Genomic DNA, 22170 nt, shown 5'->3' with positions numbered 1-22170 from the left:
GATAACCATGCTTTATATCTTTGATTTAGGAAACGTAATCGTCGATATCGATTTTAATCGCGTGCTGGGTGCGTGGAGCGACTTTAGCCGCGTGCCGCTGGCAACGTTAAAGCAAAATTTCGCGATGGGCGAGACCTTCCATCAGCATGAGCGGGGCGAGATCAGTGATGAGGAATTCGCGGAACGTTTCTGTCAGGAGATGGATCTACCGTTAAGCTACGAGCAGTTTTCCCACGGCTGGCAGGCGGTATTTGTCGCCATTCGGCCTGAGGTGATCGACATCATGCACAAACTGCGCGAGCAGGGGCATCGGGTCGTTGTGCTATCAAATACCAACCGTCTGCACACGACGTTCTGGCCTGAGGAATACCCTGAAGTTAAGGCGGCGGCAGATAAGATCTATCTTTCGCAGGAGATGGGTATGCGTAAGCCTGAAGCGCGAATTTATCAGGCTGTTCTGCAGGCAGAGGGATTCACCGCGGCCGATGCGGTCTTTTTCGATGACAACGCCGATAATATAGAGGGAGCTAATCAGTTGGGTATCACGTCAATTCTGGTGACCGGAAAAGAGACGATACCAAACTACTTTGCGAAGCAGCTATGCTAAAAACCGTTCATCAAAAAGCCACGCACCATACTCGCCCGCTGCGGGCCTGGCTGAAACTGCTCTGGCACCGGATTGATGAGGACAATATGACCACGCTGGCGGGTAACCTCGCCTACGTGTCATTGCTCTCGTTAGTGCCGCTGGTGGCGGTCATCTTTGCCCTGTTCTCCGCCTTTCCGATGTTTGCGGACGTCAGCGTGCAGCTTCGTCATTTTGTCTTCGCGAATTTCATTCCGGCAACCGGGGATGTTATCCAGAACTACATTGAGCAGTTTGTTGCCAATTCCAGCAAGATGACTGCTGTGGGGGCATGCGGGCTTATCGTCACCGCGCTGCTGTTGATGTACGCCATCGATAACGCGCTGAACACGATCTGGCGGAGCAAAAAAGCGCGGCCAAAGGTCTATTCCTTTGCCGTATACTGGATGATCCTCACGCTGGGGCCGCTGCTGGCCGGGGCGAGCCTGGCGATCAGTTCGTATCTCCTTTCCTTGCGCTGGGCGAGTGATTTAAACGGCGTAATTGATAATGCGCTTCGCATCTTCCCGTTGATCCTGTCGTGGCTCTCGTTCTGGCTGCTCTATAGCGTCGTGCCGACCACGCGCGTGCCTAACCGTGATGCTGTCGTGGGGGCGCTGGTGGCGGCGTTGCTTTTTGAGCTCGGTAAAAAAGGGTTTGCCCTCTACATCACCATGTTTCCGTCCTATCAGCTTATTTACGGCGTGCTGGCGGTGATCCCCATTTTGTTTGTCTGGGTCTACTGGACCTGGTGTATCGTCTTGCTTGGTGCTGAAATAACTGTCACTCTCGGTGTATACCGCGAACTTAAAAAAGCAGCAGCAGCTGAAAAACAACAAGAAGCAGACCAACCATGATTGCATTGATACAGCGCGTAACCCGTGCCAGCGTCACCGTGGAGGGAGAGGTGACGGGTGAAATTGGCCCAGGACTTTTGGTGTTGTTAGGTGTCGAAAAGGATGACGACGAACAAAAAGCCAACCGCTTATGTGAGCGCGTGCTGGGCTACCGTATTTTCAGCGATGCGGAAGGCAAGATGAACCTGAACGTCCAGCAGGCGGGCGGCAGCGTGCTGGTAGTTTCCCAGTTTACGCTGGCAGCGGATACCGAGCGCGGCATGCGCCCGAGCTTCTCTAAAGGCGCCGCGCCGGATCGTGCAGAAGCACTTTACGAGTACTTTGTTGAGCGTTGTCGCCAGCAGGAAATGAATACGCAAACCGGACGATTCGCTGCAGATATGCAGGTGTCGCTGGTGAACGATGGCCCCGTCACATTCTGGCTCCAGGTATGAGCATACTGGCGGCGTGGCCGCGGGTAACAAGAGAGAGTACAGCTATGTATCACCTTCGAGTACCGCAAACGGAAGAAGAGTTAGACGCTTATTACCAGTTCCGCTGGGAAATGCTGCGCAAGCCACTGCATCAGCCAAAAGGCTCTGAACGCGACGCCTGGGACGCGATGGCCCACCATCAGATGGTGATGGACGAAGAGGGTAACCTCGTCGCCGTCGGGCGTTTGTATATCAACGCCGATAACGAAGCGTCTATTCGCTTTATGGCGGTTCATCCCTCCGTGCAGGACAAAGGTCTGGGGACGCTAATGGCGATGACCCTGGAGTCCGTCGCCCGTCAGGAAGGCGTTAAGCGCGTCACCTGTAGCGCCCGCGAAGATGCCGTAGAATTCTTTGCCAAACTTGGTTTTGTGAATCAGGGGGAGATCACGACCCCGCAAACCACGCCGATTCGTCATTTTTTGATGATCAAACCCATCGCCACGCTGGACGATATTCTGCATCGCGCCGACTGGTGCGGACAGCTCCAGCAGGCCTGGTACCAGCACATTCCGCTCAGTGAAAAAATGGGCGTGCGTATTCAGCAGTACACCGGACAAAAATTTATTACCACCATGCCGGAAACCGGCAATCAGAACCCGCACCACACGCTGTTTGCCGGCAGCCTGTTCTCACTGGCCACGCTCACCGGCTGGGGGCTGATCTGGCTGATGCTGCGCGAGCGCCATCTGGGTGGCACCATCATTCTGGCCGATGCTCACATCCGCTATAGCGCACCGATCAGCGGCAAGCCGAGCGCGGTGGCCGATCTGGGGTCACTGGGCGGCGATCTGGACCGTCTGGCACGTGGCCGCAAGGCTCGCGTCCAAATGCAGGTTGAACTGTTTGGCGATAAAACACCGGGCGCGGTGTTTGAAGGCACCTATATCGTTCTTCCGGCGAAGCCCTTCGGCGCGTATGAAGAGGGTGGGAACGAGGAGGAGTAATCTCCTGTTCACTCTTACCGGGCGTGCTGAATTCGCCCGGCGATATCCCGCATAACATCTCGCGCTGACTGGCTGATGCCGCCAAGCTGAAAGAAGCCATGGATGACGCCCAGCCAGCGCTGAGCGGTACACTTCACACCCTGCTCCGTCAGATGCTGGAACAACATTTCGCCCTCATCGCAGAGCGGATCGTACTCTGCGGTAATAACGTGCACAGGCGGAAGACCGTAAAAATCATCGCGCCACAGCGGACTTGCTTCGGGGTGCTGGCGGTCGGTGTCAGCGAGGTACATTTCATACCCACTGAGCAGGGTATCGCGGGTGATGATGTAATCCGTGCCATTGAGGGCATAGCTTTCAAAACTGGCCGTGGCGTCGAGCATGGGGTAGATGAGTATGAGCTGCGCAGGTTGCCACAGCCCTTTAACCTTAAGCCGCAGCGCCGTTACCAGCGCAAGATGTCCCCCCGCGCTGTCTCCACAAAGGGTGAGCCGGTTCCTGTCGACGCCTAATTTGTCCGCATATTGCCATACCAGCTCAGCACCTCTTTCCGCATCGTCATGTGCGGCGGGGAAAGTATGCTCCGGCGCCAGCCTGTACTGAATCGCAATCACCCGACAATTGCCGTAGCAGGCTAACTGACGGAGTTGGTTGTCATGGGTATCAAAGCCGCCGCTGATAAAGCATCCGCCGTGGTAGTAGATGGCAGCAGGCAATATTTCAGGTGCATTGAGAGGTGAAAATACCCGAATGGTAAGACCCTCAAGAACAAGCGTCTCCACCTGTACGCGCGTTTCGGTCTCCCCGGCAAGCCCCGTGCTGGCAATATAGCCTGCTCGTCGCACCTCAATGCTCTGGCGACGTGACGAGGGTCGCCCTGCAGCGATAAATCCCTGAACCAGCTGTGCAATACCCTGTTCCAGCGCCATGAAAATTCCCTTTTACTGTATGGATGAACAGTTTTATAGCCTGGTTTGATTCAAAAGAAAACAAGAATATTGTTGCGGATAACAATCTGGAAAGCAGCCCGCAAACAGAAGGCAAACTATTGGCTGGGGCTTTAACCCTACTGAGAGAAAGTGTATGTTGCCTTGAAAATAGACAATAATGATATACTGAGGTGATATATGAGTTTACTGGCGGAGCTTAACATGGGCAGAATTCTGATCGATTTGTCGGATGACGTTATTCAACGTCTCGATAACCTCAAGCAGCTGCGCAACCAACCTCGTGCCGAATTACTGCGTGAAGCAATTGAGCAGTATCTCGATCAGCAAAGCTCATCCGTTATCCGTGATGCGCTTGGTCTGTGGGGGAACCAGCAAGAAGACGGTTTAGAGTATGAACGCAAGCTGCGTGAGGAGTGGTAGCTATGGAACACATGGCGGTTTTTGATACCAATATCCTGATCGACCTTTTCAACAATCGCGTCGAGGCAGCAAATACGATCGAAAACACAGCGTCGCACCGGTCAATCAGTCTAATCACATGGATGGAAGTCATGGTGGGGGCACGCAAACATGGCCACGAAGCGAAAACAGCGTCGGTAATGGGCGCATTTGAGATTATCGATGTAACCCGAGAGATCGCTGAAAGAAGCGTCGTGCTCCGTGAGAAGCATGGCATGAAACTGCCGGATGCCATTATTTTAGCGACTGCCCAAAGCAGAAATTGCCCGTTAATCACCCGGAATACCAAAGACTTTCAGGGCATTCCTGGGGTTGTTTCACCGTACCAGCTGTAGGCCGGGCAAGCACGCGCCGCCCGGCACTGTCACAGGAAATTACTCCCCTTCACCCGGGAACAGGAACGGGTTGATCGAGCTGCGGGCAAAGCCCTCCTGCTCCATCTTCGCGTCCAGAATCAGCGAGGCGAGATCGTCGGCCACCGCTTCGACTTTCGGGTCTTTTTCCTGATACAGAATCTTCAGGTAAGTGCCGCAGTCGCCGCAGCTTTCGGCTTTCACCGCCGCGTCTTCATTTTCCAGCGACCAGTAGTTCAGATCGCGGGTCTGCTCGCAGTTGCTGCACTTGATGCGCACCACGTGCCACTCGGTTTCACACAGGTTGCAGTGCAGGTAGCGCAGCCCCTGCGTGGTGCCGATTTGCACCATGCTCGATACCGGCATGGAGCCGCAGACCGGGCAGAACTGGCGCGCTTCGCCGTATTCTGCGCGCGCTTTGCCCGGGATCAGGCTTGCCATTTGCGCCCAGTAGAGCGACAGGGCAGCCCAGATAAACGGCGCTTTATCGCTGCTCACCAGCGAGAAGTCAGAGGCAAACAGCGCGCTTGCCATCTCTTCCAGCTCTTGTTCGGACGCTTTTTCCAGATTCTCAATGACCGACAGCGCGGTACCGCTCATCTCGGGCTTCAGCTCGGCAATCAGCGAATGCAGCAGCTTCTGCCAGTGCTTGTCGCGCGGCAGGACGTGAATGTCCAGCGGCGGCTTGCCCTGCGCGTTGGCTTCTTTGATGCGCGCGGTCAGGTCCATTTGCAGGGGATGGTCGTACAGCACCACTTCCTGCGCGTGGGCGACCAGCGCGGCAAAGCGCAGAAAATCGCCCAGCGGGTTGTTCTCTGCCAGCTCGCGCAGACGCTCTGCGCGGCGGTTGTAGAGGTTCTTGAGTCTGGGGAATAACAACGGCGGAATATAATCCGCCGTGCGTTTCTCGCTCGACCCCAGCTCATCTTGCGGGATTATGCGAATACTCATTCAGATGACTTTTCCTGTTTCTGGCGGACTTCACGGTACCAGCGCGGGTGATGTTTCTTCGCCCACGTACTGGTTACCCATCCTTCCACCATCGCGGTAATGGTGCCTTTCACCCAAAGGGCGGCGTAGATATGCACCATGATAACCACAATTAACGCCACTGCGGCAAATGAATGCAGCATCAGCGCGAATCGGATCACCGGGATTGAGAAAGCAGGCGCAAAGTACGGACGCCAGATGATCACGCCGCTCACCAGCAACAGGACCAGGAAGATAATCGCCGCCCAGAATACGCATTTCTGGCCGAAGTTATAACGCCCGGTATCACCCACTTCCTCGTTGACGACGATCTTACGAATATTCTTCGCCCAAAAGATATCATCCCGATTGATTAGGTTATGGTGCCAGTAGCGGAAAAACATGATGATGAACGACGCGAACATGATGACGCCCACAAACGGGTGCAGGATGCGCGCCAGCTGTGGTGTCCCCATGATCTGCATCAGCCAGTTGAAGGACGGGAAGAAGAACCCCAGCCCGCTTATCGCCGCCAGCATGAAGCAGAAGGCGGTGACCCAGTGGTTGATGCGTTCCGGCGCGGTGTAGCGCACGATGGTGTCACGTTTTCTCATTTGCGCACCTCGTCTTTCTCTTCATGCAGGTTGTCGTCTTCCTCTTCCGCGCGGTTCGGACCAACGCCGACGTAGTGGAAGATGCTCGCTGCGAAGGTGGCAGCAAAGCCTACCGCTGCCAGCGGTTTCCAGATGCCTTTCCAGAACTTCACGGTAGCGCTGATTTCCGGGTTCTCCGGCAGGCCGTGATACAGATTCGGCTTGTCGGCGTGGTGCAGCACGTACATCACGTGCGTACCGCCAACCCCGGCCGGATCGTACAGGCCCGCGTTGTCGTAACCACGGGTCTTCAGCTCGCCCACGCGCTCTGCCGCCAGCGTTTTCATATCCTCTTTGGAGCCAAAGTGGATCGCGCCGGTTGGGCAGGTCTTCACGCATGCAGGCTCCTGGCCGACGGTGACGCGGTCCACGCACAGGGTGCATTTGTAGACGCGGTTGTCTTCCGGGTTCAGGCGCGGTACGTCGAACGGACAGCCCGCGATGCAGTAGCCGCAGCCGATGCACTGTTCGGACTGGAAGTCGACGATGCCGTTGGCATACTGAATGATAGCCCCTTCTGACGGACATGCCTTGAGGCAGCCTGGATCCGCACAGTGCATACAGCCGTCTTTGCGGATAAGCCATTCCAGTTTGTCGTTCTGCTCCACTTCCGAGAAACGCATCACCGTCCAGGACTTGGCGGTCAGGTCCGCTGGGTTGTCGTACACCCCGACGTTGTGACCCACTTCGTCACGCAGATCGTTCCACTCTGAACACGCCACCTGACAGGCTTTACAGCCGATACAGGTGGTCACGTCGATAAGCTTCGCCACTTCCTGCTGGTGGTCCCGCGCCTGAGGCGCGGGCGTGAAACCATTAGTCGCGGAACGACGGATAATGTCTTGAGATTGATAAGCCATAAGTCGTCTCCGTTACACCTTTTCCACGTTCACGAGGAAGGCCTTAAACTCCGGCGTCTGCGTGTTCGCATCGCCGACGAACGGCGTCAGGGTGTTCGCAATGAACCCTTTCTTCGCCACGCCCTCATAGCCCCAGTGAATCGGAATACCGATGGTATCCACCTGCTGACCGTGAACGTTCAGCGTGCGAATACGCTTGGTCACCACCGCCTTGGCTTTAATGTAGCCGCGGTTAGAGGAGACCTTCACGGTATCGCCATGGGCAATCCCGAGCTTGTTCGCCAGCTTCTCGCCGATCTCCACAAACTGTTCCGGCTGCGCGATGGCGTTAAGCAGCGCGTGCTTGGTCCAGTAGTGGAAGTGCTCGGTCAGACGGTAGGTGGTGCCCACGTACGGGAACTTGTCTTTTTTACCCAGCGCTTCGAAATCGCCCTTAAAGATACGGGCTGCCGGGTTAGAGACCACGTTCGGGTGCAGCGGGTTGGTGCCCAGCGGCGTCTCAAACGGCTCGTAGTGTTCCGGGAACGGACCTTCCGCCATCTTATCGATAGCAAACAGACGTCCCATCCCTTCAGGCTGCATGATAAACGGCCCAACGTCGCTGCCCGGTGCGGCAGTGCTGTAGTCCGGAATATCCACGCCGCCCCATTTCGCGCCGTCCCACTTCAGAAGCTGACGCTTCGGATCCCACGGGTTGCCCTGCGGGTCAGCGGATGCGCGGTTATAGAGGATGCGGCGGTTAAGCGGCCATGCCCATGCCCAGCCCAGCGTATTGCCGAGGCCCGACGGATCGGCGTTATCGCGGTTGGCCATCTGGTTGCCCTTCGGCGTCCAGCTACCGGCAAAGATCCAGCAGCCGCTTGACGTGGTACCGTCATCGCGCAGGTGGGCGAAGGTACTAAGCTGATCGCCTTTCTTCGCCAGCACGGTGCCGGTGGCCGGGTCGATAACGTCCGCCAACGCCTTACCGTTGCTCTCCATCGCCACTTCTTCTGGCGCAGGGTTTTCCGGCGTCGAGTAGTTCCAGGTCATGTTCAGGACCGGTTCCGGGTTCGCGCCGCCTTCTTCCGCGTACATCTTACGCAGGCGCAAGAAGATTCCGGCCAGGATCTCGCCGTCGTTCATGGCGATGCCCGGGGCGTCCGCGCCTTTCCAGTGCCACTGCAGCCAGCGTCCGGAGTTAACGATAGACCCGTTCTCTTCCGCGAAGCAGGTAGACGGCAGACGGAACACTTCGGTCTGAATCTTCGACGGATCGACGTCGTTCGATTCACCGTGATTCTGCCAGAAGGTCGAGGTCTCGGTATTGAGCGGGTCAATCGTCACCAGGAACTTCAGCTTCGACAGAGACTCAACAACCTTGTTCTTGTTCGGGAACGAGGCCACCGGGTTAAAGCCCTGGCACAGATAGCCGTTCACTTTGCCCTGGTGCATCATCTCGAAATACTGCAGAACGTCGTAGCCTTTGTCCCACTTCGGCAGCCAGTCAAAGCCCCAGCTGTTTTCCGCCGTCGCTTTATCGCCGAAGAAGGCTTTCATCATGGAGACGAAGAACTTCGGATAGTTGCCCCAGTAGTTTACCTGGCCTTCGAGCAGCGGTTTCGGCGTACTGGCCGTCAGGTAGGTTTGCAGGTCGGTCTGTTTTTCGCTTGGCAGGTTCATGTAACCCGGCAGGCTTTGAGACAGCAGGCCGAGGTCGGTCAGACCCTGAATGTTGGAGTGACCGCGCAGGGCGTTCACGCCGCCGCCTGCCATCCCCATGTTGCCGAGCAGCAGCTGAACCATCGCCATGGTGCGGATGTTCTGCGCGCCGATGGAGTGTTGCGTCCAGCCGAGGGCGTACAGGAACGACGCGGTTTTATCTTTCGCGCTGGTTTCGGCGATCAGCTCGCACACCTTCAGGAAGTCCGCCTTCGGCGTACCACAGATGTTTTCGACAACTTCCGGCGTGTAGCGGGAGACGTGCTCTTTCAGCAGGTTCCACACGCAGCGCGGGTGTTGCAGGGTGGTGTCGCGCTTCGCAAAGCCTTTCTCATCCAGCTCGTAGTTCCAGCTGGTTTTATCGTATTTGCGTTTTTCGGCGTCGTAACCGCTGAACAGGCCATCTTCGAAGTGGTAATCCTCACGCACGATCAGGCTGGCGTTGGTATAGGCTTCGGTGTATTCGCGGTTGTATTTTTCGTTGGTCATCAGGTACAGCAATACGCCTGACAGGAAAGTGATGTCAGTACCTGAACGAATAGGGGTGTAGAAATCCGCCACTGACGCAGTACGCGTAAAGCGGGGATCGATCACAATCAGTTTCGCACCGTTGTGGATTTTGGCTTCCATCGCCCAGCGGAACCCGACAGGGTGCGCTTCAGCGGCGTTACCGCCCATCACCACAATGAGGTTGGCGTTCTTGATGTCGACCCAGTGGTTGGTCATCGCACCGCGACCAAATGTTGGAGCAAGACTTGCTACCGTTGGTCCGTGTCAGACACGCGCCTGGTTGTCGACCGCGAGCATACCGAGTGCGCGCGTAAATTTCTGGGTTAAATAACCGGTTTCGTTGCTGGAAGCAGAGGCACACAGCATCCCGGTGGAGAGCCAGCGGTTGACCGTAACGCCGTCGGCGTTCTTCTCAACAAAGTTGGCATCGCGGTCTTCTTTAATGTGTTTTGCGATGCGATCAAACGCCTCTTCCCAGCTGATATGCTGCCATTTGTCGGAGCCAGGCGCGCGATATTCAGGGAATTTGAGGCGGCTTTCGGAGTGGATAAAGTCCACCAGACCGGCCCCTTTCGGGCACAATGCGCCGCGGTTGACCGGATGATCCGGGTCGCCTTCGATATGGAAAATAGACGCTTTGGCGTTTTTAGCACCGTCGCCGAGGCTATACATTAACAGCCCGCAACCGACAGAGCAGTACGTACAGGTATTACGGGTTTCACGGGTGCGCAGCAGTTTATACTGCCGCGTTTCCGCCAGCGCTACGCCGGGCGCAAAGCCCAGTGCCGCTGCCGTGGTGCCTGCCATACCGCCAGCGCAGATCTTAAAGAACTGCCTTCTGCTGACCTGCATGGGTCACTCCTTGTTTCGACATTGCTTACATATGTAGTTTTGACTTCGCGGTTGAAGAATGACCGCAAAGGAGAAAAATTTGCGTTAATCCCTCAATTCCACGAGGGATATCATCAGAATACCACATTGTCGGTACCGCTGTTCTAATGGCGTTAATACAAAGTGAACGTATTATCACCATGTTGATTATAAAGTGTGATATTGATCACATTAACAGCTCTGCATGTTAAAGCGGTGTAGCCGGTGGCAGGTTGCACCCCTGCTAAATGAGTAGGAGAATGGTTGTCGAAAAGTTGATCCATACTATGCGTAACGCCTGTGGATTATGCTGCAATAGCAGGCTCACCTCCGTGGTTGTTCAGGAATACCGCTGTGTCTAAACAAAACCGTGCTCCCCACTCGTCACCACTGCCTGCGGGCATTGTGGAACTGTCGGTACACAGACCGCCCCACATCACCCATGCCACGCCGGATTTTCTGGCGGAAGAGGTGCCCGTTGCGCTCGTTTACAACGGTATCTCGCATGTCGTGATGATGGCTTCGCCAAAAGATCTTGAGCTGTTCGCCATCGGTTTTTCCCTCTCGGAAGGCATCATCGAGCATCCGCAAGACATCTACGGCATGGACGTGGTGCAGGCCTGCAACGGTCTCGAAGTGCAAATCGAACTCTCCAGCCGCCGCTTTATGGGGCTGAAAGAGCGCCGCCGCGCGCTGGCCGGGCGTACCGGCTGCGGCGTCTGTGGCGTTGAGCAACTCAATGATATTGGTAAACCCGTTGCGCCATTGTCGTTTACTCAGACCTTTAATCTGGCTCACCTCGACCATGCGCTTGAGCACCTGAACGATGTACAGCCCATCGGCCAGCTGAGCGGCTGTACGCACGCGGCGGCATGGGTGTTGCCGTCGGGAGAGATTGCCGGTGGGCATGAGGACGTTGGCCGCCATGTGGCGCTGGATAAGCTGCTGGGGCGCCGGGCGCGTGAAAGTGACGTCTGGAAGCAGGGGGCGGCTCTCGTTTCCAGCCGGGCCAGCTACGAGATGGTGCAAAAATCCGCGATGTGCGGTGTGGAAATTCTGTTTGCGGTCTCAGCCGCAACGACGCTGGCGGTAGAGGTAGCGGAGCGCTGTAACCTGACGCTGGTGGGCTTCTGCAAGCCGGGAAGGGCAACCATTTATACCCATCCACAGCGATTAATACTCAATCAATAATTTTGAATGATAATAGCAAATCCTTCCGCTTTTAGTTGTTCATGATGAGGTCTAGTATTTATCTCATCAAGGCACGGTGCCTTACCTAAACAACTTAATGAAAGGGTTTATATTATGAAAAGCATCAAAACTTTTGTCTCTGTAATCGCTCTGGCTACTTCTTTCGGTTCTTTCGCTGCTCAGACCGTGACCGCAACCGCGTCAACCATTGACGGCGCAGAAGCGAAAATCGCGGCTCAGGCTCAGGAAGCCGGCGCGTCATCTTACAAAATTACCCAGGCGTTCTCAGGTAACCGCGTACACATGACCGCTGAACTGACGAAATAAGCTGTCACACCGTCGAAAGAGCGCCCCCGGGGCGCTTTTTTAGTTTATGCCCGCCACGCGCAGCAGTGCGGTTACCACTGCCGCCGCCACGATCACCACAATTAACGGCATTTTCCGCCAGGCCAAAAACACCGCAAACGCCACGCCCAGCACGCGCGCCATTCCTGCGAAATGTTCGCCTTCATAAAACGTGGTCGCCAGCGCCACGGAAAAAAGCAGCACTGTTGCCGCGTCCGAAAGCAGCGCCTGAGAGCGTTCTGACAGTGCCAGCCTGCTGCCCAGTTTCGCCCCGCCAAGACGCATCAGATACGTTCCCGCAGACAAAATGGCGATGCCGAGAATAAAAAACGTCATATTTCCCATTATTTTTTCCTCGCAGCAAGACCCAGTAAAGAGAGCAGCACCGGTAATCCTACCGGGGCAAACGGCACGGCAGCCAGTGATAGCGCGGCACCGCTGCAGGCGCGGATTAGCGTGGTACGGTTTTTAAATGCGGGAACCACCAGCGCCAGCAATATGGCCGGAAATACCGCGTCCAGCCCGATGGTTTCCGGGTCAGGTAACAGTTTGCCAACCATTGCGCCCAGCAGCGCGCCGAGCGGCCAGACGATGGCGACGCCTAAGCCGCACAGCCAGTAGGCGGCCTTACGCTGCTCGGCGGTTTTTTGCGACAGGCCAAACACCACGCTTTCGTCGTTCATAATGTGGCAGCCCAACAGGCTCAGACCGCGTTTGCCTACCAGTTCACGCACCGTCACGCCAAACGGCACGTGCCGCGCGTTGACCAGCAACCCCGCGGCCGCGGCCGCCAGCGGGTTACCGCCGCTTGCCACAATGCCTATAAACATAAACTCTGACGCGCCCGCGAGTACGGTGATGGAGAGTACAAACGGTACCCAGACCGGAAAACCGTAGGCCATCGCCAGGGAGCCGTATGACATCCCGACCACGCCCACCGCGAGGCAGACCAGGATGATTGCTTTTATGGTATCGCCTTTCAGGCAAGAGAGATGATGCTTCATACATTTTTAGCCATATCGAACGTGTATCCATTATAATGAACGCAACGAAACTGATTTTCAAGACGAACGATTCGTTCGTTTTATAGAACAAGAGGCCGTTATATGACGCAGCCGATCAGCCTGATCGCCAAAAGTCTGGTGCGAGAACGCCTGCGAACCGGGCTTTCACTGGCGGAAATTGCCCGCCGTGCCGGGATCGCAAAATCCACCCTTTCCCAGCTGGAGTCCGGCAACGGTAACCCTAGCCTGGAAACGCTGTGGTCGCTTTGCGTGGCGCTGGATATTCCTTTCGCCCGCCTGCTTGAGCCGCAGTTGCCGACCACACAGGTGATCCGCCGCGGCGAAGGGACGAAAGTGGTCGCCGGACAGGCTAATTACGAGGCTATTTTACTGGCCGCATGCCCCCCCGGCGCGCGCCGCGATGTTTATCTTCTGATGACCCAGCCGGGGGCAGACCGTATTTCCCAGCCGCATCCGCCAGGCTCGGTTGAGCATATCATTGTCACGCAGGGACGGGCGCTGGTTGGCCTGCTTGACGCGGCGGAAGAGCTCGGCGCAGGGGATTACATTTGTTATCCCGCCGACCAGCCGCACATCTTTAAAGCCCTGGAGCCAGACACTTACGCGCTGCTGGTGGCGGAACAAAACTAACCCGACAATGCTGTCGTCTTCGCGACAGCATCTTCCGTTAACCTCCTGAGTGAATTACCCATTTTGGCTTTTGTCAGAATGTGAATAACCTTATAAAAACTACGGCATTGATAATCATTTTCAATATCATTTAATTAACTATAATGAACCAACTGCTTACGCGGCATTAACAGCTGTGCCGCCCGACAATAATGGAGAGGATTATGAGTTATACACTGCCATCCCTGCCGTATGCCTACGACGCACTGGAACCGCATTTCGACAAGCAGACGATGGAAATCCATCACACTAAACACCACCAGACCTATGTGAACAACGCGAACGCCGCGCTGGAAAGCCTGCCAGAGTTCGCTAACCTGCCTGTTGAAGAGCTGATCACCAAGCTGGACCAGCTGCCAGCAGACAAGAAAACCGTTCTGCGTAACAACGCTGGCGGCCACGCTAACCACAGCCTGTTCTGGAAAGGCCTGAAAACCGGTACCACCCTGCAGGGCGACCTGAAAGCGGCTATCGAGCGCGACTTCGGTTCCGTGGACAACTTCAAAGCGGAATTCGAAAAAGCCGCCGCTACTCGTTTCGGCTCTGGCTGGGCGTGGCTGGTTCTGAAAGGTGATAAACTGGCGGTGGTTTCTACTGCGAACCAGGACTCCCCGCTGATGGGTGAAGCAATCTCTGGCGCATCCGGCTTCCCAATCCTGGGTCTGGACGTGTGGGAACACGCTTACTACCTGAAATTCCAGAACCGTCGCCCGGACTACATCAAAGCCTTCTGGGACGTGGTGAACTGGGACGAAGCTGCAGCACGTTTCGCCGCTAAAAAATAAGGTTGCGTTGACGCCTGTGAGAAGCGAGTCTTATGACTCGCTTTTTTTGTATCTGCGTAATGGAGGCAGCAATGCATTACCCGGTGAACGTGTTTACAGGCAAGGTAAGGGAGTACGACGGCAGTCGCCCGAGCGCCATCGCTAAAATTCAGGTCGACGGTGAGCTGACGCTTACCGACCTCGGGCTGGCGGGTGACGAGCAGGCCGAAAAGAAAATCCACGGCGGGCCCGAGCGCGCGCTGTGCCACTACCCGCGCGAGCACTATCAGCACTGGAAAGCCGAATTCCCCGAACTGGCGGATCTGTTTGTCGCGCCCGCGTTCGGTGAGAACCTCTCGACCGAAGGGCTGACCGAGCAAAACGTCTTTATCGGTGATATTTACCGCTGGGGCGATGCCCTGATTCAGGTGACGCAGCCACGCTCGCCGTGCTTCAAGCTCAACTACCATTTCGGCATTCATGACATGTCGGCTCAGATGCAAAACGCGGGTAAAACCGGCTGGCTGTACCGTGTGGTGCTGGCTGGGCAGGTTTCAGCGGACGCACCGCTTGAGCTGGCATCACGCCTGAGCGATGTGTCTGTTTATGACGCCTGCGCCATTGCCTGGCATATGCCGTTTGATGACGAACAGTATCACCGCCTGCTGTCAGCGGCGGGGTTGTCGACCAGCTGGACGCGCACCATGCAAAAACGGCGGCTCAGTAACAAAATTGAAGACAATGCCCGTCGGTTATGGGGTAAATAGGTTTCTCTTTCGTTCGTCTCCCCCGTGCTAACGGGGGATGCTCCCTTCTTTTACACCGTACTCAACCTTTCCTTGCTTCATTCCTGATACATGGCCCACAAAAAAAGTGTTGGCCATGTAAAAACACTTGAGAATTCTTCCGGCTCAAATATCTTATGATCAAATTGGTTTAAACCAGATGGTGTGGAATGAAAGAAAAAAACTACGTGGATGTGCTCAGGGAGCGTTTTGAACGCTGGCTGAGTGAACAAAACTTACCGGCTGGCTCGAAGCTACCGTCTGAGCGCGAGTTGTGCGAACTGCTGGATGCCAAACGCATGACCTTACGGCAAGTGCTGATTGAGCTGGAGGTGGGTGCACGGATATTTAGAAAGAACCGCAGCGGCTGGTTTATTTCTGCTAAGCGCTTTATCTATAACCCAAAATCCCTCTCCAGTTTTAATGCGGAAGCCCGTGCCCAGGGGCGAAATCCTTCCTGGGGCTATTTATCCCGTGAGAGCATGGAGAGCGTACCGCATCAGGTTGAGAGGGTGTTTCCCGCGTCTGAGAATTGCTATCGGGTAACAGGATGGTGTGGGCTCGATGAACATAAGGTCTTTTACCACGAGTCATATATTGATGCAGAAACCGCGCCGGGATATATCCATAAACTGGAGAACCAGTCGTTTGCCAGCGTCTGGGAAGATGAATTCGGTCATACCTTAACCATTAAAGAGATGATCTTCAAACCGGTCAATATGCCGGAGCTGGCCTGCAAAGAACTGGGTGTGGCACCGAATACTTACGGAATTTTGGTGGAAAAACACCGAGCGACACGGGATAAAAAAGTGGTGCAGGTCGATTTTGAATACTGGCGCCTTGAATCAGTGGAACTCGTTATTCATGATGAATGAGAAGAAAATGAAAAATATTGATAAAGTGCGGCTGGCAGAACGTGCGAGAAATATACCTCTCTATCTGCACGCCTACGCGTTTCATTTAAATATGCGCTATGAACGCGTATTGCCGGGTGATTTGTTAGATATAGCGTATCAGCAGAAATTAAAAGGGGTAAAAATTCATGTCGAAGACGGTGAAACGCAATCCCTGCAAAAATTAAATGACCAACAGTTACGCACGTTTAAAGAAAAAGCGCAAGGCTATCATCTGGATATTCATATTGAAACCAGCGCTTCGGATAAAGCGACGCTGGATGATGCGATCCGTATCGCCCTGGCGACGGGAGCGACCTCGGTGCGCTTCTACCCGCGTTATGAAGGGTATCTGAAAGACGTGCTCGATAAAATTGCCAGTGATATTGCGTACTTATCTCGTTATGACGATTGCGGCCTGAGTTTTACTATTGAACAACATGAAGATTTACAGGGCCATGAACTGGTGACGCTGGTGAAAAACAGCGGGATGAAAAACCTCTCCATTCTGTTCGACTTTGGCAATATGATTAATGCTAACGAAGAGCCGCTGGCGGCATTAGAGGTTATGGCCCCCTTGATTACCCAGGTGCATATTAAAGATGCGCGGATTATTAACGAGGGGAAAGGTTGGGGGCATGAAGCCTGTCGTACCGGATACGGTGATCTACCTGTGGAGGAGATGCTAAAAAGATTACTACTTTTAGGTGATGAGCAACCCCAGGTCACCTCTTTTGGCTTAGAAGAAGAGGTGGAATATTATGCTCCTGCGTTCCGTTTCGACGATGAAGGGAATAACCCCTGGATACCGTGGCGAAATGCGAGCTATACCCCATTGCCCGACAGCACGATGGTAGATACCCGTCTTGCGGAGGAAAAACATCACGCCCTTTCTCAAATTCAGTATATACGTAACGTGTGTCAAAAATTTATAACAATCTGACTAGTATTTAGGTCGTTAAAAAAGAACGTCAACATGAAGGCCATTTCATTTTGAGCTGGCTGAGGATTATTGCATTCATTTTCTGATTGAGAACGTTTTCTCAACCTACGCTAAGGGTGTTAATTATGTTCATGAATAAATGGGCACGACTCTGCTTTTTGATTTTAGGCGGCGGAACGATATTCAAACTTTCCAGTATGAAAGATGTCTTTTATGTACCTATGCAAAATGACTGGGGATTAACCAATACCCAAATTGGTTTAAGCTTTACGGTATATACTATTGTCCAGACAACGGGCCTGTTCCTTTCTCTGTATATTGCCGATCGTTACTCTAAAAAAATACTGCTGCCGTTTGGTTTAATCGGCGTGGGATTGTGCGGCCTCTACTTATCCACGCTGCCGTCATTTACCGGGTATCTGCTCTGTTTTGCGGCGATGGCCTTTTTCGCTGACGTAGTTTACTGGCCAGTATTGCTGAAAGCGGTGCGTCTGCTGGGAACGCAGGAGGAACAGGGGCGTATGTTTGGCTTTCTTGAGGCTGGCCGCGGCGTGGTGGACGTGGTTGTTGCCTCCGGGGCACTGTTCGTCTTTGTGCACTTCGGGGAAGGCAAAGCGGGCATGCAGGCGGGGCTGTTATACTACACGCTGATTACCCTGGTCGCAGGGGTGATCACCTACTTCATTGTCGATGACGACAAGGTCAAAGGCAGCGAAAAGGGGAATGCCAACATGGAGGTGCTCAAGGGGATCAAACATATCCTCTCCTGCGCCAACGTCTGGCTAGCCGCGTTTGGCATTTTCTTCGTGTACGCTGCCTACTGCGGGCTGACATACTTTATCCCTTTCCTCAAAGATATCTATATGCTTCCGGTTGCGCTGGTGGGTGCCTACGGCATTATCAACCAGTATGCCCTGAAAATGGTGGGGGGACCGGTGGGCGGTTTCCTGGCGGATAAAGTGGCAAAATCGCCTACTGTCTACCTGAAGTGGACCTTCCTGATTGCCGCCGCGGCGATGATTGTCTTTATGCAGCTACCCCACCAATCGATGAACGTCTATATCGGGATGGCGGCAACCTTAGGTTTTGGAGCGATTATTTTCTCGCAGCGCGCCATTTTCTTCGCGCCGATGGATGAGATAGGCACCCCGCGTGAGTATGCCGGCTCGGCAATGGCGTTTGGCTGCATCATCGGTTACATGCCCGCCATGTTTGCTTACACGCTTTATGGCTGGCTGCTGGATACCCACACCGGTATCGCAGGCTACAACTATGTTTTTAGCGTGATGATCGCGTTCAGCCTGATGGGATTCGTCTGCTCAACGCTGCTGGTGAAACGGATCAAAAAGCAGAACCGCGCGGCAGTCACCGCGGAGGTGTAAGGTAAGCTGTCCCCGGCAAACGCCGGGGACAGGGCGTTATGAACGTTTATACAGCGGCAGCCAGAGGGTCAATCGCAATCCACCCAGCGGACTGTCATCGGCTTTCACCCAGCCACGGTGCTGCTGCATGGCGGTTTCCACAATCGCCAGGCCCAGCCCCGTACCACCTGATTCCCGGTCACGCGCCTCATCGGTACGATAGAACGGACGGAAAATCTGCTCGCGGTCTTCCGGGCTGACGCCAGGACCGTCGTCGTCGACAATGACGGTGATCCCGTCTTTATCCACCGAGAACGCCACCTCAATCTTCGTGTGCGAGTAGCGCAGGGCATTACGCACGATATTCTCCAGCGCGCTTTCCAGCGTGTTGGGGTTACCGTACAGCGGCCATGGACCCGGTGGGAAGTTGACGGTGAAGGATTTACCCATCTGTTCCGCTTCGAACGCCGCGTTGTCCAGCACCTCGTGCCACAGGTGATTGGCTTTCACCGTTTCGCTGACCAGCGCGTTTTTCTGCTGATTACGCGACATGACCAGCAGGTCGTTGATCATGCTGTCCAGGCGGTGAGCTTCTGTTTCAATACGCTCCAGCTCTTTGCTCTCACCGCTGCGGCGGCGCAGCAGCGCGGTGCCAAGCTGCAGGCGCGTAAGCGGGGTACGCAGTTCGTGCGAGATATCCGACAGCAGACGTTGCTGTGCGGTCATCATGCGATCGAGAGCGCTCACCATCTGGTTAAAACTGGTCCCGGCGGCAAGGAATTCCTGCGGTCCGGCTTCCAGCTCAGGGTGTTGTCGCAGGTTACCCTGCGCCACTTCATCGGCGGCATTTTTCAGCTTACGCGCCGGTTTTGCCAGGCTCCACGCCAGCCATAACAGCAGCGGCGAGCTGACCAGCATGGTGACAATCAGCAGCAGGAGAGGGCGGTCAAACAGCAGGTTGATAAAATCAGACTGGGAGTTGCTCGCCGGACGGATCAGGTAGAGCTGATAATTATCCTCTCCGTCTCTGACGGAGAAAGGCCCTACCATTTCTACGCGGCCATATTTCTTCTTCTGGGGATGATCGGCGTTATCCGCCTGGCCAATGAAGTTGCGGATAATCTGCATTTCATTGCGATCGGCCCCAATGACGCGGCCTTCGCTGGTCACCAGCAGCAGGCGTTGTCCGGGCGGCGCCCACTTGTCGATAGCGCGAAATAATCTGCGCCACCACATTAAATCGTTCGGCGGGTCGTTTGCCAGCTCGGCTTCCACGTGCTGCTCGATCATCACGCCCTGACGTTGCTCGCTGTCGAGAAGCTCCGTCATCTGGCGTGAGTCGAGTTTTGGCAACATCAGTACGAGCATTAAAACCAGTGCCAGCGTCAGCCAGAAGATGGCGAAGATGCGGGCGGTTAAGCTTCCTATCATGAAGCGGAAACCATCAGATAACCGCGACCACGCAGGGTTTTAAACCATGGGTGACCGTCTTTACGCTCTGGCAGCTTACGGCGCAGGTTAGAGATGTGCATGTCGATGGCGCGGTCAAACGGGGTCAGACGTTTGCCCAGCACTTCCTGACTTAAATGTTCACGCGAAACCACCTGGCCGAGGTGCTGCGCCAGCAGATACAGCAGGGTGAACTCCGTGCCGGTCAGTTCCAGCGTCTGGCCATCAAAGCTCGCTTCCTGACGGCCCGGGTTCAGGCTCAGGGAGTCGACTTCAAGGGTAGGTGAGCTGTTGTCGGTATTCTGCTGCTGCTCGCTCCAGTGGGAACGACGCAGGATCGCGCGAATACGGGCGACCAGTTCGCGGTCGTTAAACGGCTTCGGTAAATAGTCATCCGCGCCCAGCTCAAGGCCGAGTACGCGATCGAGTTCGCTGCCGCGTGCGGTCAGCATGATAACGGGAGTCTGGTGTGTCTGGCGAAGCTCTTTCAACGTATCAATGCCGTTTTTCTTCGGCATCATCACGTCGAGCAAAAGTAAATCGATGCTGTCGTCAAGGAGACTCAGCGCCTGCTCGCCATCATGGGCAACCAGGACGTTGAAACCTTCCATGTCGAGCAACTCCTTTAAAAGGGATGTGAGCTCTCGGTCATCATCAACTAACAGGATTTTATTCATTGTTTAAATACCTCCGAGGCAGAAATTACGACATCAAGGCTGTCTAATCCATGACTTTACGTTGTTTTACACCCCCTGACGCATGTTTGCAGCCTGAATCGTAGACTGTCTCTCGTTGAATCGCGACACGAAAGATTTTGGGAGCAAGTGATGCGCAAAGTTACCGCTGCCGTCATGGCCTCAACGCTGGCGTTCAGTGCGTTTAGCCAGGCTGCTGAAGCTATCATCAGCGATAACAGTCCCTTACAAGAGGGCGCAACGCAGAACAGCAGCCAAAGCCATATGTTTGACGGCATAAGTTTAACCGAACATCAGCGTCAACAGATGCGAGATCTGATGCAGAGGGCGAGACACGACCAGCCCCCTGTTAATGTTAGCGAAATGGAGACAATGCATCGCCTTGTCACCGCAGAAAATTTTGACGAAAGCGCTGTACGCGCTCAGGCCGAAAAAATGGCACAGGAACAGGTTGCCCGCCAGGTCGAAATGGCGAAGGTCCGCAACCAGATGTTCCACCTGCTAACGCCCGAGCAGCAAGCGGTTTTGAACACCAGACATCAGCAGCGAATGGACCAGCTGCGTGAGGTTGCACGGATGCAGCGAAGCTCAGAAACGACGTTTTTCAGTAGCAATAGCAGTACCCGTAGTAACCAGTAAACCCTGTTTTCCTTGCCATAGACACCATCCCTGTCTTCCCCCACATGATGTGGGGGTTTTTTTTGCCCCGCATTCTGATTTGTTAACCGTTTATTCATCCTTCGACTCCACATGCTTCCGTTATACTAGCGGCATGACATGACAGGAGCGTTTATGAATCAATCCTATGGAAGACTGGTGAACCGGGCCGCCATGGCCGCGACGGTAATGGCGTCGTGCTTGCTGGTCATCAAAGTTTTCGCGTGGTGGTATACCGGTTCGGTCAGTATTCTGGCGGCGCTGGTGGACTCGCTGGTGGATATTGCCGCCTCGCTGACCAACCTGCTGGTGGTGCGTTACTCGCTGCAGCCAGCGGATGAAGAGCACACCTTTGGGCACGGTAAAGCGGAGTCGCTGGCCGCGCTGGCGCAAAGCATGTTTATATCCGGTTCTGCGCTGTTCTTGTTTCTCACCGGCATTCAGCATCTCGTCTCGCCAACACCGATGAACGATCCCGGCGTCGGCGTCGTTGTGACGATTGTCGCGCTTATATGCACACTTGTTCTGGTAACGTTCCAGCGCTGGGTTGTTCGCAAAACGCAAAGTCAGGCTGTACGGGCAGATATGCTTCATTATCAATCTGATGTTATGATGAATGGGGCTATTCTTATTGCGCTCGGTCTGGCCTGGTATGGCTGGCATCGGGCCGATGCGTTGTTTGCGTTAGGGATTGGTATCTATATTTTATATAGCGCCCTGCGGATGGGGTATGAAGCGGTGCAATCACTGCTTGACCGCGCCCTCCCGGACTCAGAACGTAATGAAATTTTTTCTATCGTGACCTCCTGGCCCGGCGTCAGCGGTGCACACGATCTTCGAACGCGGCAGTCAGGGCCGACCCGCTTTATTCAGATTCACATTGAAATGGAAGACAACCTGCCACTGGTTCAGGCTCACGTGATAGCTGAGCAGGTCGAGCAGGCGATTTTGCAGCGTTTTCCTGGTTCAGACGTCATCATTCACCAGGATCCCTGCTCGGTTGTACCCGGTCATGTTGGGCTTTCGTAATTCGTTGTAAAAAAGTGAGCCAGGCCAGCATTTTGTGTATAAATTACCGCCATTTGGTCTGACCTGAATCAATTCAGCTGGAAGGGATTGATATACTATTTGCAGTATTCGTTGGTCGATAAGTTTCTTCCGGCAAC

The 22170-nt window shown here is 54.7% G+C and carries 25 protein-coding genes; 16 read left to right on the top strand and 9 right to left on the bottom strand.

Going from position 1 to position 22170, the window contains the following annotated elements; genetic code table 11:
* Nucleotides 1-7: 7 nt before the first annotated feature.
* The 4 genes from yihX to fabY are packed head-to-tail and all read left to right on the top strand — an operon-like array spanning nucleotide 8 to nucleotide 2902.
* On the top strand, nucleotides 8-607 hold the full coding sequence (gene yihX / locus DOU50_RS19525) for a glucose-1-phosphatase (protein ID WP_148769963.1): 600 nt from the start codon (nucleotides 8-10) through the stop codon (nucleotides 605-607).
* Nucleotides 601-1482: a virulence factor BrkB family protein gene (locus DOU50_RS19520; protein WP_148769961.1), complete on the top strand. Its 882-nt coding sequence runs from the start codon at nucleotides 601-603 to the stop codon at nucleotides 1480-1482. Before yihX ends, DOU50_RS19520 begins: the two co-directional genes overlap by 7 nt.
* On the top strand, nucleotides 1479-1916 hold the full coding sequence (gene dtd / locus DOU50_RS19515; protein ID WP_008501836.1) for a D-aminoacyl-tRNA deacylase: 438 nt from the start codon (nucleotides 1479-1481) through the stop codon (nucleotides 1914-1916). Before DOU50_RS19520 ends, dtd begins: the two co-directional genes overlap by 4 nt.
* A gap of 44 nt (nucleotides 1917-1960) precedes the next feature.
* A complete protein-coding gene (gene fabY, locus DOU50_RS19510) occupies nucleotides 1961-2902 on the top strand; it encodes a fatty acid biosynthesis protein FabY (RefSeq protein WP_023309755.1) in 942 nt (313 codons plus the stop codon).
* A 14-nt stretch (nucleotides 2903-2916) separates the two neighbouring features.
* On the opposite strand, the gene DOU50_RS19505 is transcribed toward fabY, so the two are convergent.
* Nucleotides 2917-3831: an alpha/beta hydrolase gene (locus tag DOU50_RS19505; protein ID WP_148769957.1), complete on the bottom strand. Its 915-nt coding sequence runs from the start codon at nucleotides 3829-3831 to the stop codon at nucleotides 2917-2919.
* Nucleotides 3832-4029: 198 nt separating this feature from the next.
* Here DOU50_RS19505 and DOU50_RS19500 point away from each other — a divergent pair, with 198 nt between their 5' ends.
* Nucleotides 4030-4272, top strand: coding sequence for a ribbon-helix-helix protein, CopG family (locus DOU50_RS19500; RefSeq protein WP_045909092.1), 243 nt, complete (start codon nucleotides 4030-4032; stop codon nucleotides 4270-4272).
* Nucleotides 4273-4274: 2 nt separating this feature from the next.
* Nucleotides 4275-4646, top strand: coding sequence for a type II toxin-antitoxin system VapC family toxin (locus tag DOU50_RS19495; protein WP_032648446.1), 372 nt, complete (start codon nucleotides 4275-4277; stop codon nucleotides 4644-4646).
* A gap of 39 nt (nucleotides 4647-4685) precedes the next feature.
* Here the strand turns inward: DOU50_RS19495 and fdhE are convergent, their stop codons facing one another.
* The 4 genes from fdhE to fdnG are packed head-to-tail and all read right to left on the bottom strand — an operon-like array spanning nucleotide 4686 to nucleotide 10209.
* Nucleotides 4686-5615 (bottom strand): formate dehydrogenase accessory protein FdhE, encoded by a 930-nt coding sequence (fdhE, locus tag DOU50_RS19490; RefSeq protein WP_148769955.1) that lies wholly within the window; start codon nucleotides 5613-5615, stop codon nucleotides 4686-4688.
* Nucleotides 5612-6247 carry a formate dehydrogenase cytochrome b556 subunit gene (gene fdoI, locus DOU50_RS19485; protein WP_008501832.1) on the bottom strand — a complete coding sequence of 212 codons (636 nt, stop codon included), beginning with the start codon at nucleotides 6245-6247 and terminating at the stop codon, nucleotides 5612-5614. Before fdoI ends, fdhE begins: the two co-directional genes overlap by 4 nt.
* Nucleotides 6244-7146, bottom strand: coding sequence for a formate dehydrogenase subunit beta (gene fdxH, locus DOU50_RS19480; RefSeq protein WP_008501831.1), 903 nt, complete (start codon nucleotides 7144-7146; stop codon nucleotides 6244-6246). Before fdxH ends, fdoI begins: the two co-directional genes overlap by 4 nt.
* 12 nt (nucleotides 7147-7158) lie before the next feature.
* Nucleotides 7159-10209, bottom strand: coding sequence for a formate dehydrogenase-N subunit alpha (fdnG, locus tag DOU50_RS19475; RefSeq protein ID WP_148769953.1), 3051 nt, complete (start codon nucleotides 10207-10209; stop codon nucleotides 7159-7161).
* Between the two features lie 372 nt (nucleotides 10210-10581).
* Here fdnG and fdhD point away from each other — a divergent pair, with 372 nt between their 5' ends.
* Nucleotides 10582-11418: a formate dehydrogenase accessory sulfurtransferase FdhD gene (fdhD, locus tag DOU50_RS19470; protein ID WP_061716289.1), complete on the top strand. Its 837-nt coding sequence runs from the start codon at nucleotides 10582-10584 to the stop codon at nucleotides 11416-11418.
* 114 nt (nucleotides 11419-11532) lie between these two features.
* Entirely contained in the window at nucleotides 11533-11745 is a 213-nt protein-coding gene (locus DOU50_RS19465; protein ID WP_148769951.1) for a DUF1471 domain-containing protein, read from the top strand.
* 39 nt (nucleotides 11746-11784) lie between these two features.
* Here the strand turns inward: DOU50_RS19465 and DOU50_RS19460 are convergent, their stop codons facing one another.
* Complete coding sequence (locus DOU50_RS19460; protein WP_024909205.1) at nucleotides 11785-12108, bottom strand: AzlD domain-containing protein; 324 nt, start codon at nucleotides 12106-12108, stop codon at nucleotides 11785-11787.
* Nucleotides 12108-12767, bottom strand: coding sequence for an AzlC family ABC transporter permease (locus tag DOU50_RS19455; RefSeq protein WP_023333870.1), 660 nt, complete (start codon nucleotides 12765-12767; stop codon nucleotides 12108-12110). The genes DOU50_RS19460 and DOU50_RS19455 overlap by 1 nt, the downstream gene beginning before the upstream one ends.
* A 102-nt stretch (nucleotides 12768-12869) precedes the next feature.
* Between DOU50_RS19455 and DOU50_RS19450 the strand changes: the two genes are divergently transcribed.
* The 6 genes from DOU50_RS19450 (at nucleotide 12870) to DOU50_RS19425 (ending at nucleotide 18224) form a co-directional block, all read left to right on the top strand.
* Nucleotides 12870-13418, top strand: a complete 549-nt coding sequence (locus DOU50_RS19450) for a helix-turn-helix domain-containing protein (protein ID WP_023309744.1) — start codon at nucleotides 12870-12872, stop codon at nucleotides 13416-13418.
* Nucleotides 13419-13621: 203 nt separating this feature from the next.
* Nucleotides 13622-14242 (top strand): superoxide dismutase [Mn], encoded by a 621-nt coding sequence (gene sodA, locus DOU50_RS19445; RefSeq protein WP_003861999.1) that lies wholly within the window; start codon nucleotides 13622-13624, stop codon nucleotides 14240-14242.
* Between the two features lie 71 nt (nucleotides 14243-14313).
* Nucleotides 14314-14988: a 6-hydroxyaminopurine reductase gene (gene yiiM, locus DOU50_RS19440; protein ID WP_148769949.1), complete on the top strand. Its 675-nt coding sequence runs from the start codon at nucleotides 14314-14316 to the stop codon at nucleotides 14986-14988.
* Between the two features lie 188 nt (nucleotides 14989-15176).
* Nucleotides 15177-15881 carry a UTRA domain-containing protein gene (locus DOU50_RS19435; protein ID WP_048989393.1) on the top strand — a complete coding sequence of 235 codons (705 nt, stop codon included), beginning with the start codon at nucleotides 15177-15179 and terminating at the stop codon, nucleotides 15879-15881.
* Between the two features lie 7 nt (nucleotides 15882-15888).
* Nucleotides 15889-16842: a sugar phosphate isomerase/epimerase family protein gene (locus tag DOU50_RS19430; protein ID WP_148769947.1), complete on the top strand. Its 954-nt coding sequence runs from the start codon at nucleotides 15889-15891 to the stop codon at nucleotides 16840-16842.
* A 131-nt stretch (nucleotides 16843-16973) separates the two neighbouring features.
* The gene (locus tag DOU50_RS19425; RefSeq protein WP_148769973.1) at nucleotides 16974-18224 is read left to right on the top strand and encodes an MFS transporter; all 1251 of its coding nucleotides are present in this window, start codon (nucleotides 16974-16976) and stop codon (nucleotides 18222-18224) included.
* A gap of 36 nt (nucleotides 18225-18260) precedes the next feature.
* Here DOU50_RS19425 and cpxA read toward each other — a convergent pair whose 3' ends face one another.
* A complete protein-coding gene (gene cpxA, locus DOU50_RS19420) occupies nucleotides 18261-19634 on the bottom strand; it encodes an envelope stress sensor histidine kinase CpxA (RefSeq protein WP_023309731.1) in 1374 nt (457 codons plus the stop codon).
* Complete coding sequence (cpxR, locus tag DOU50_RS19415) at nucleotides 19631-20329, bottom strand: envelope stress response regulator transcription factor CpxR (RefSeq protein WP_006179159.1); 699 nt, start codon at nucleotides 20327-20329, stop codon at nucleotides 19631-19633. Before cpxR ends, cpxA begins: the two co-directional genes overlap by 4 nt.
* 150 nt (nucleotides 20330-20479) lie before the next feature.
* Here cpxR and cpxP point away from each other — a divergent pair, with 150 nt between their 5' ends.
* Both cpxP and fieF read left to right on the top strand, forming a co-directional pair.
* Nucleotides 20480-20986 (top strand): cell-envelope stress modulator CpxP, encoded by a 507-nt coding sequence (gene cpxP, locus DOU50_RS19410; RefSeq protein ID WP_024909200.1) that lies wholly within the window; start codon nucleotides 20480-20482, stop codon nucleotides 20984-20986.
* Between the two features lie 153 nt (nucleotides 20987-21139).
* Nucleotides 21140-22033, top strand: a complete 894-nt coding sequence (gene fieF / locus DOU50_RS19405) for a CDF family cation-efflux transporter FieF (protein WP_024909199.1) — start codon at nucleotides 21140-21142, stop codon at nucleotides 22031-22033.
* The last annotated feature ends 137 nt before the right edge of the window (nucleotides 22034-22170 follow it).

Origin of the sequence: Enterobacter sp. C6 (assembly GCF_008122455.1) — a bacterium.
Lineage (GTDB): Bacteria > Pseudomonadota > Gammaproteobacteria > Enterobacterales > Enterobacteriaceae > Enterobacter > Enterobacter pseudoroggenkampii.
This window is presented reverse-complemented; position numbering and strand designations above follow the sequence as displayed.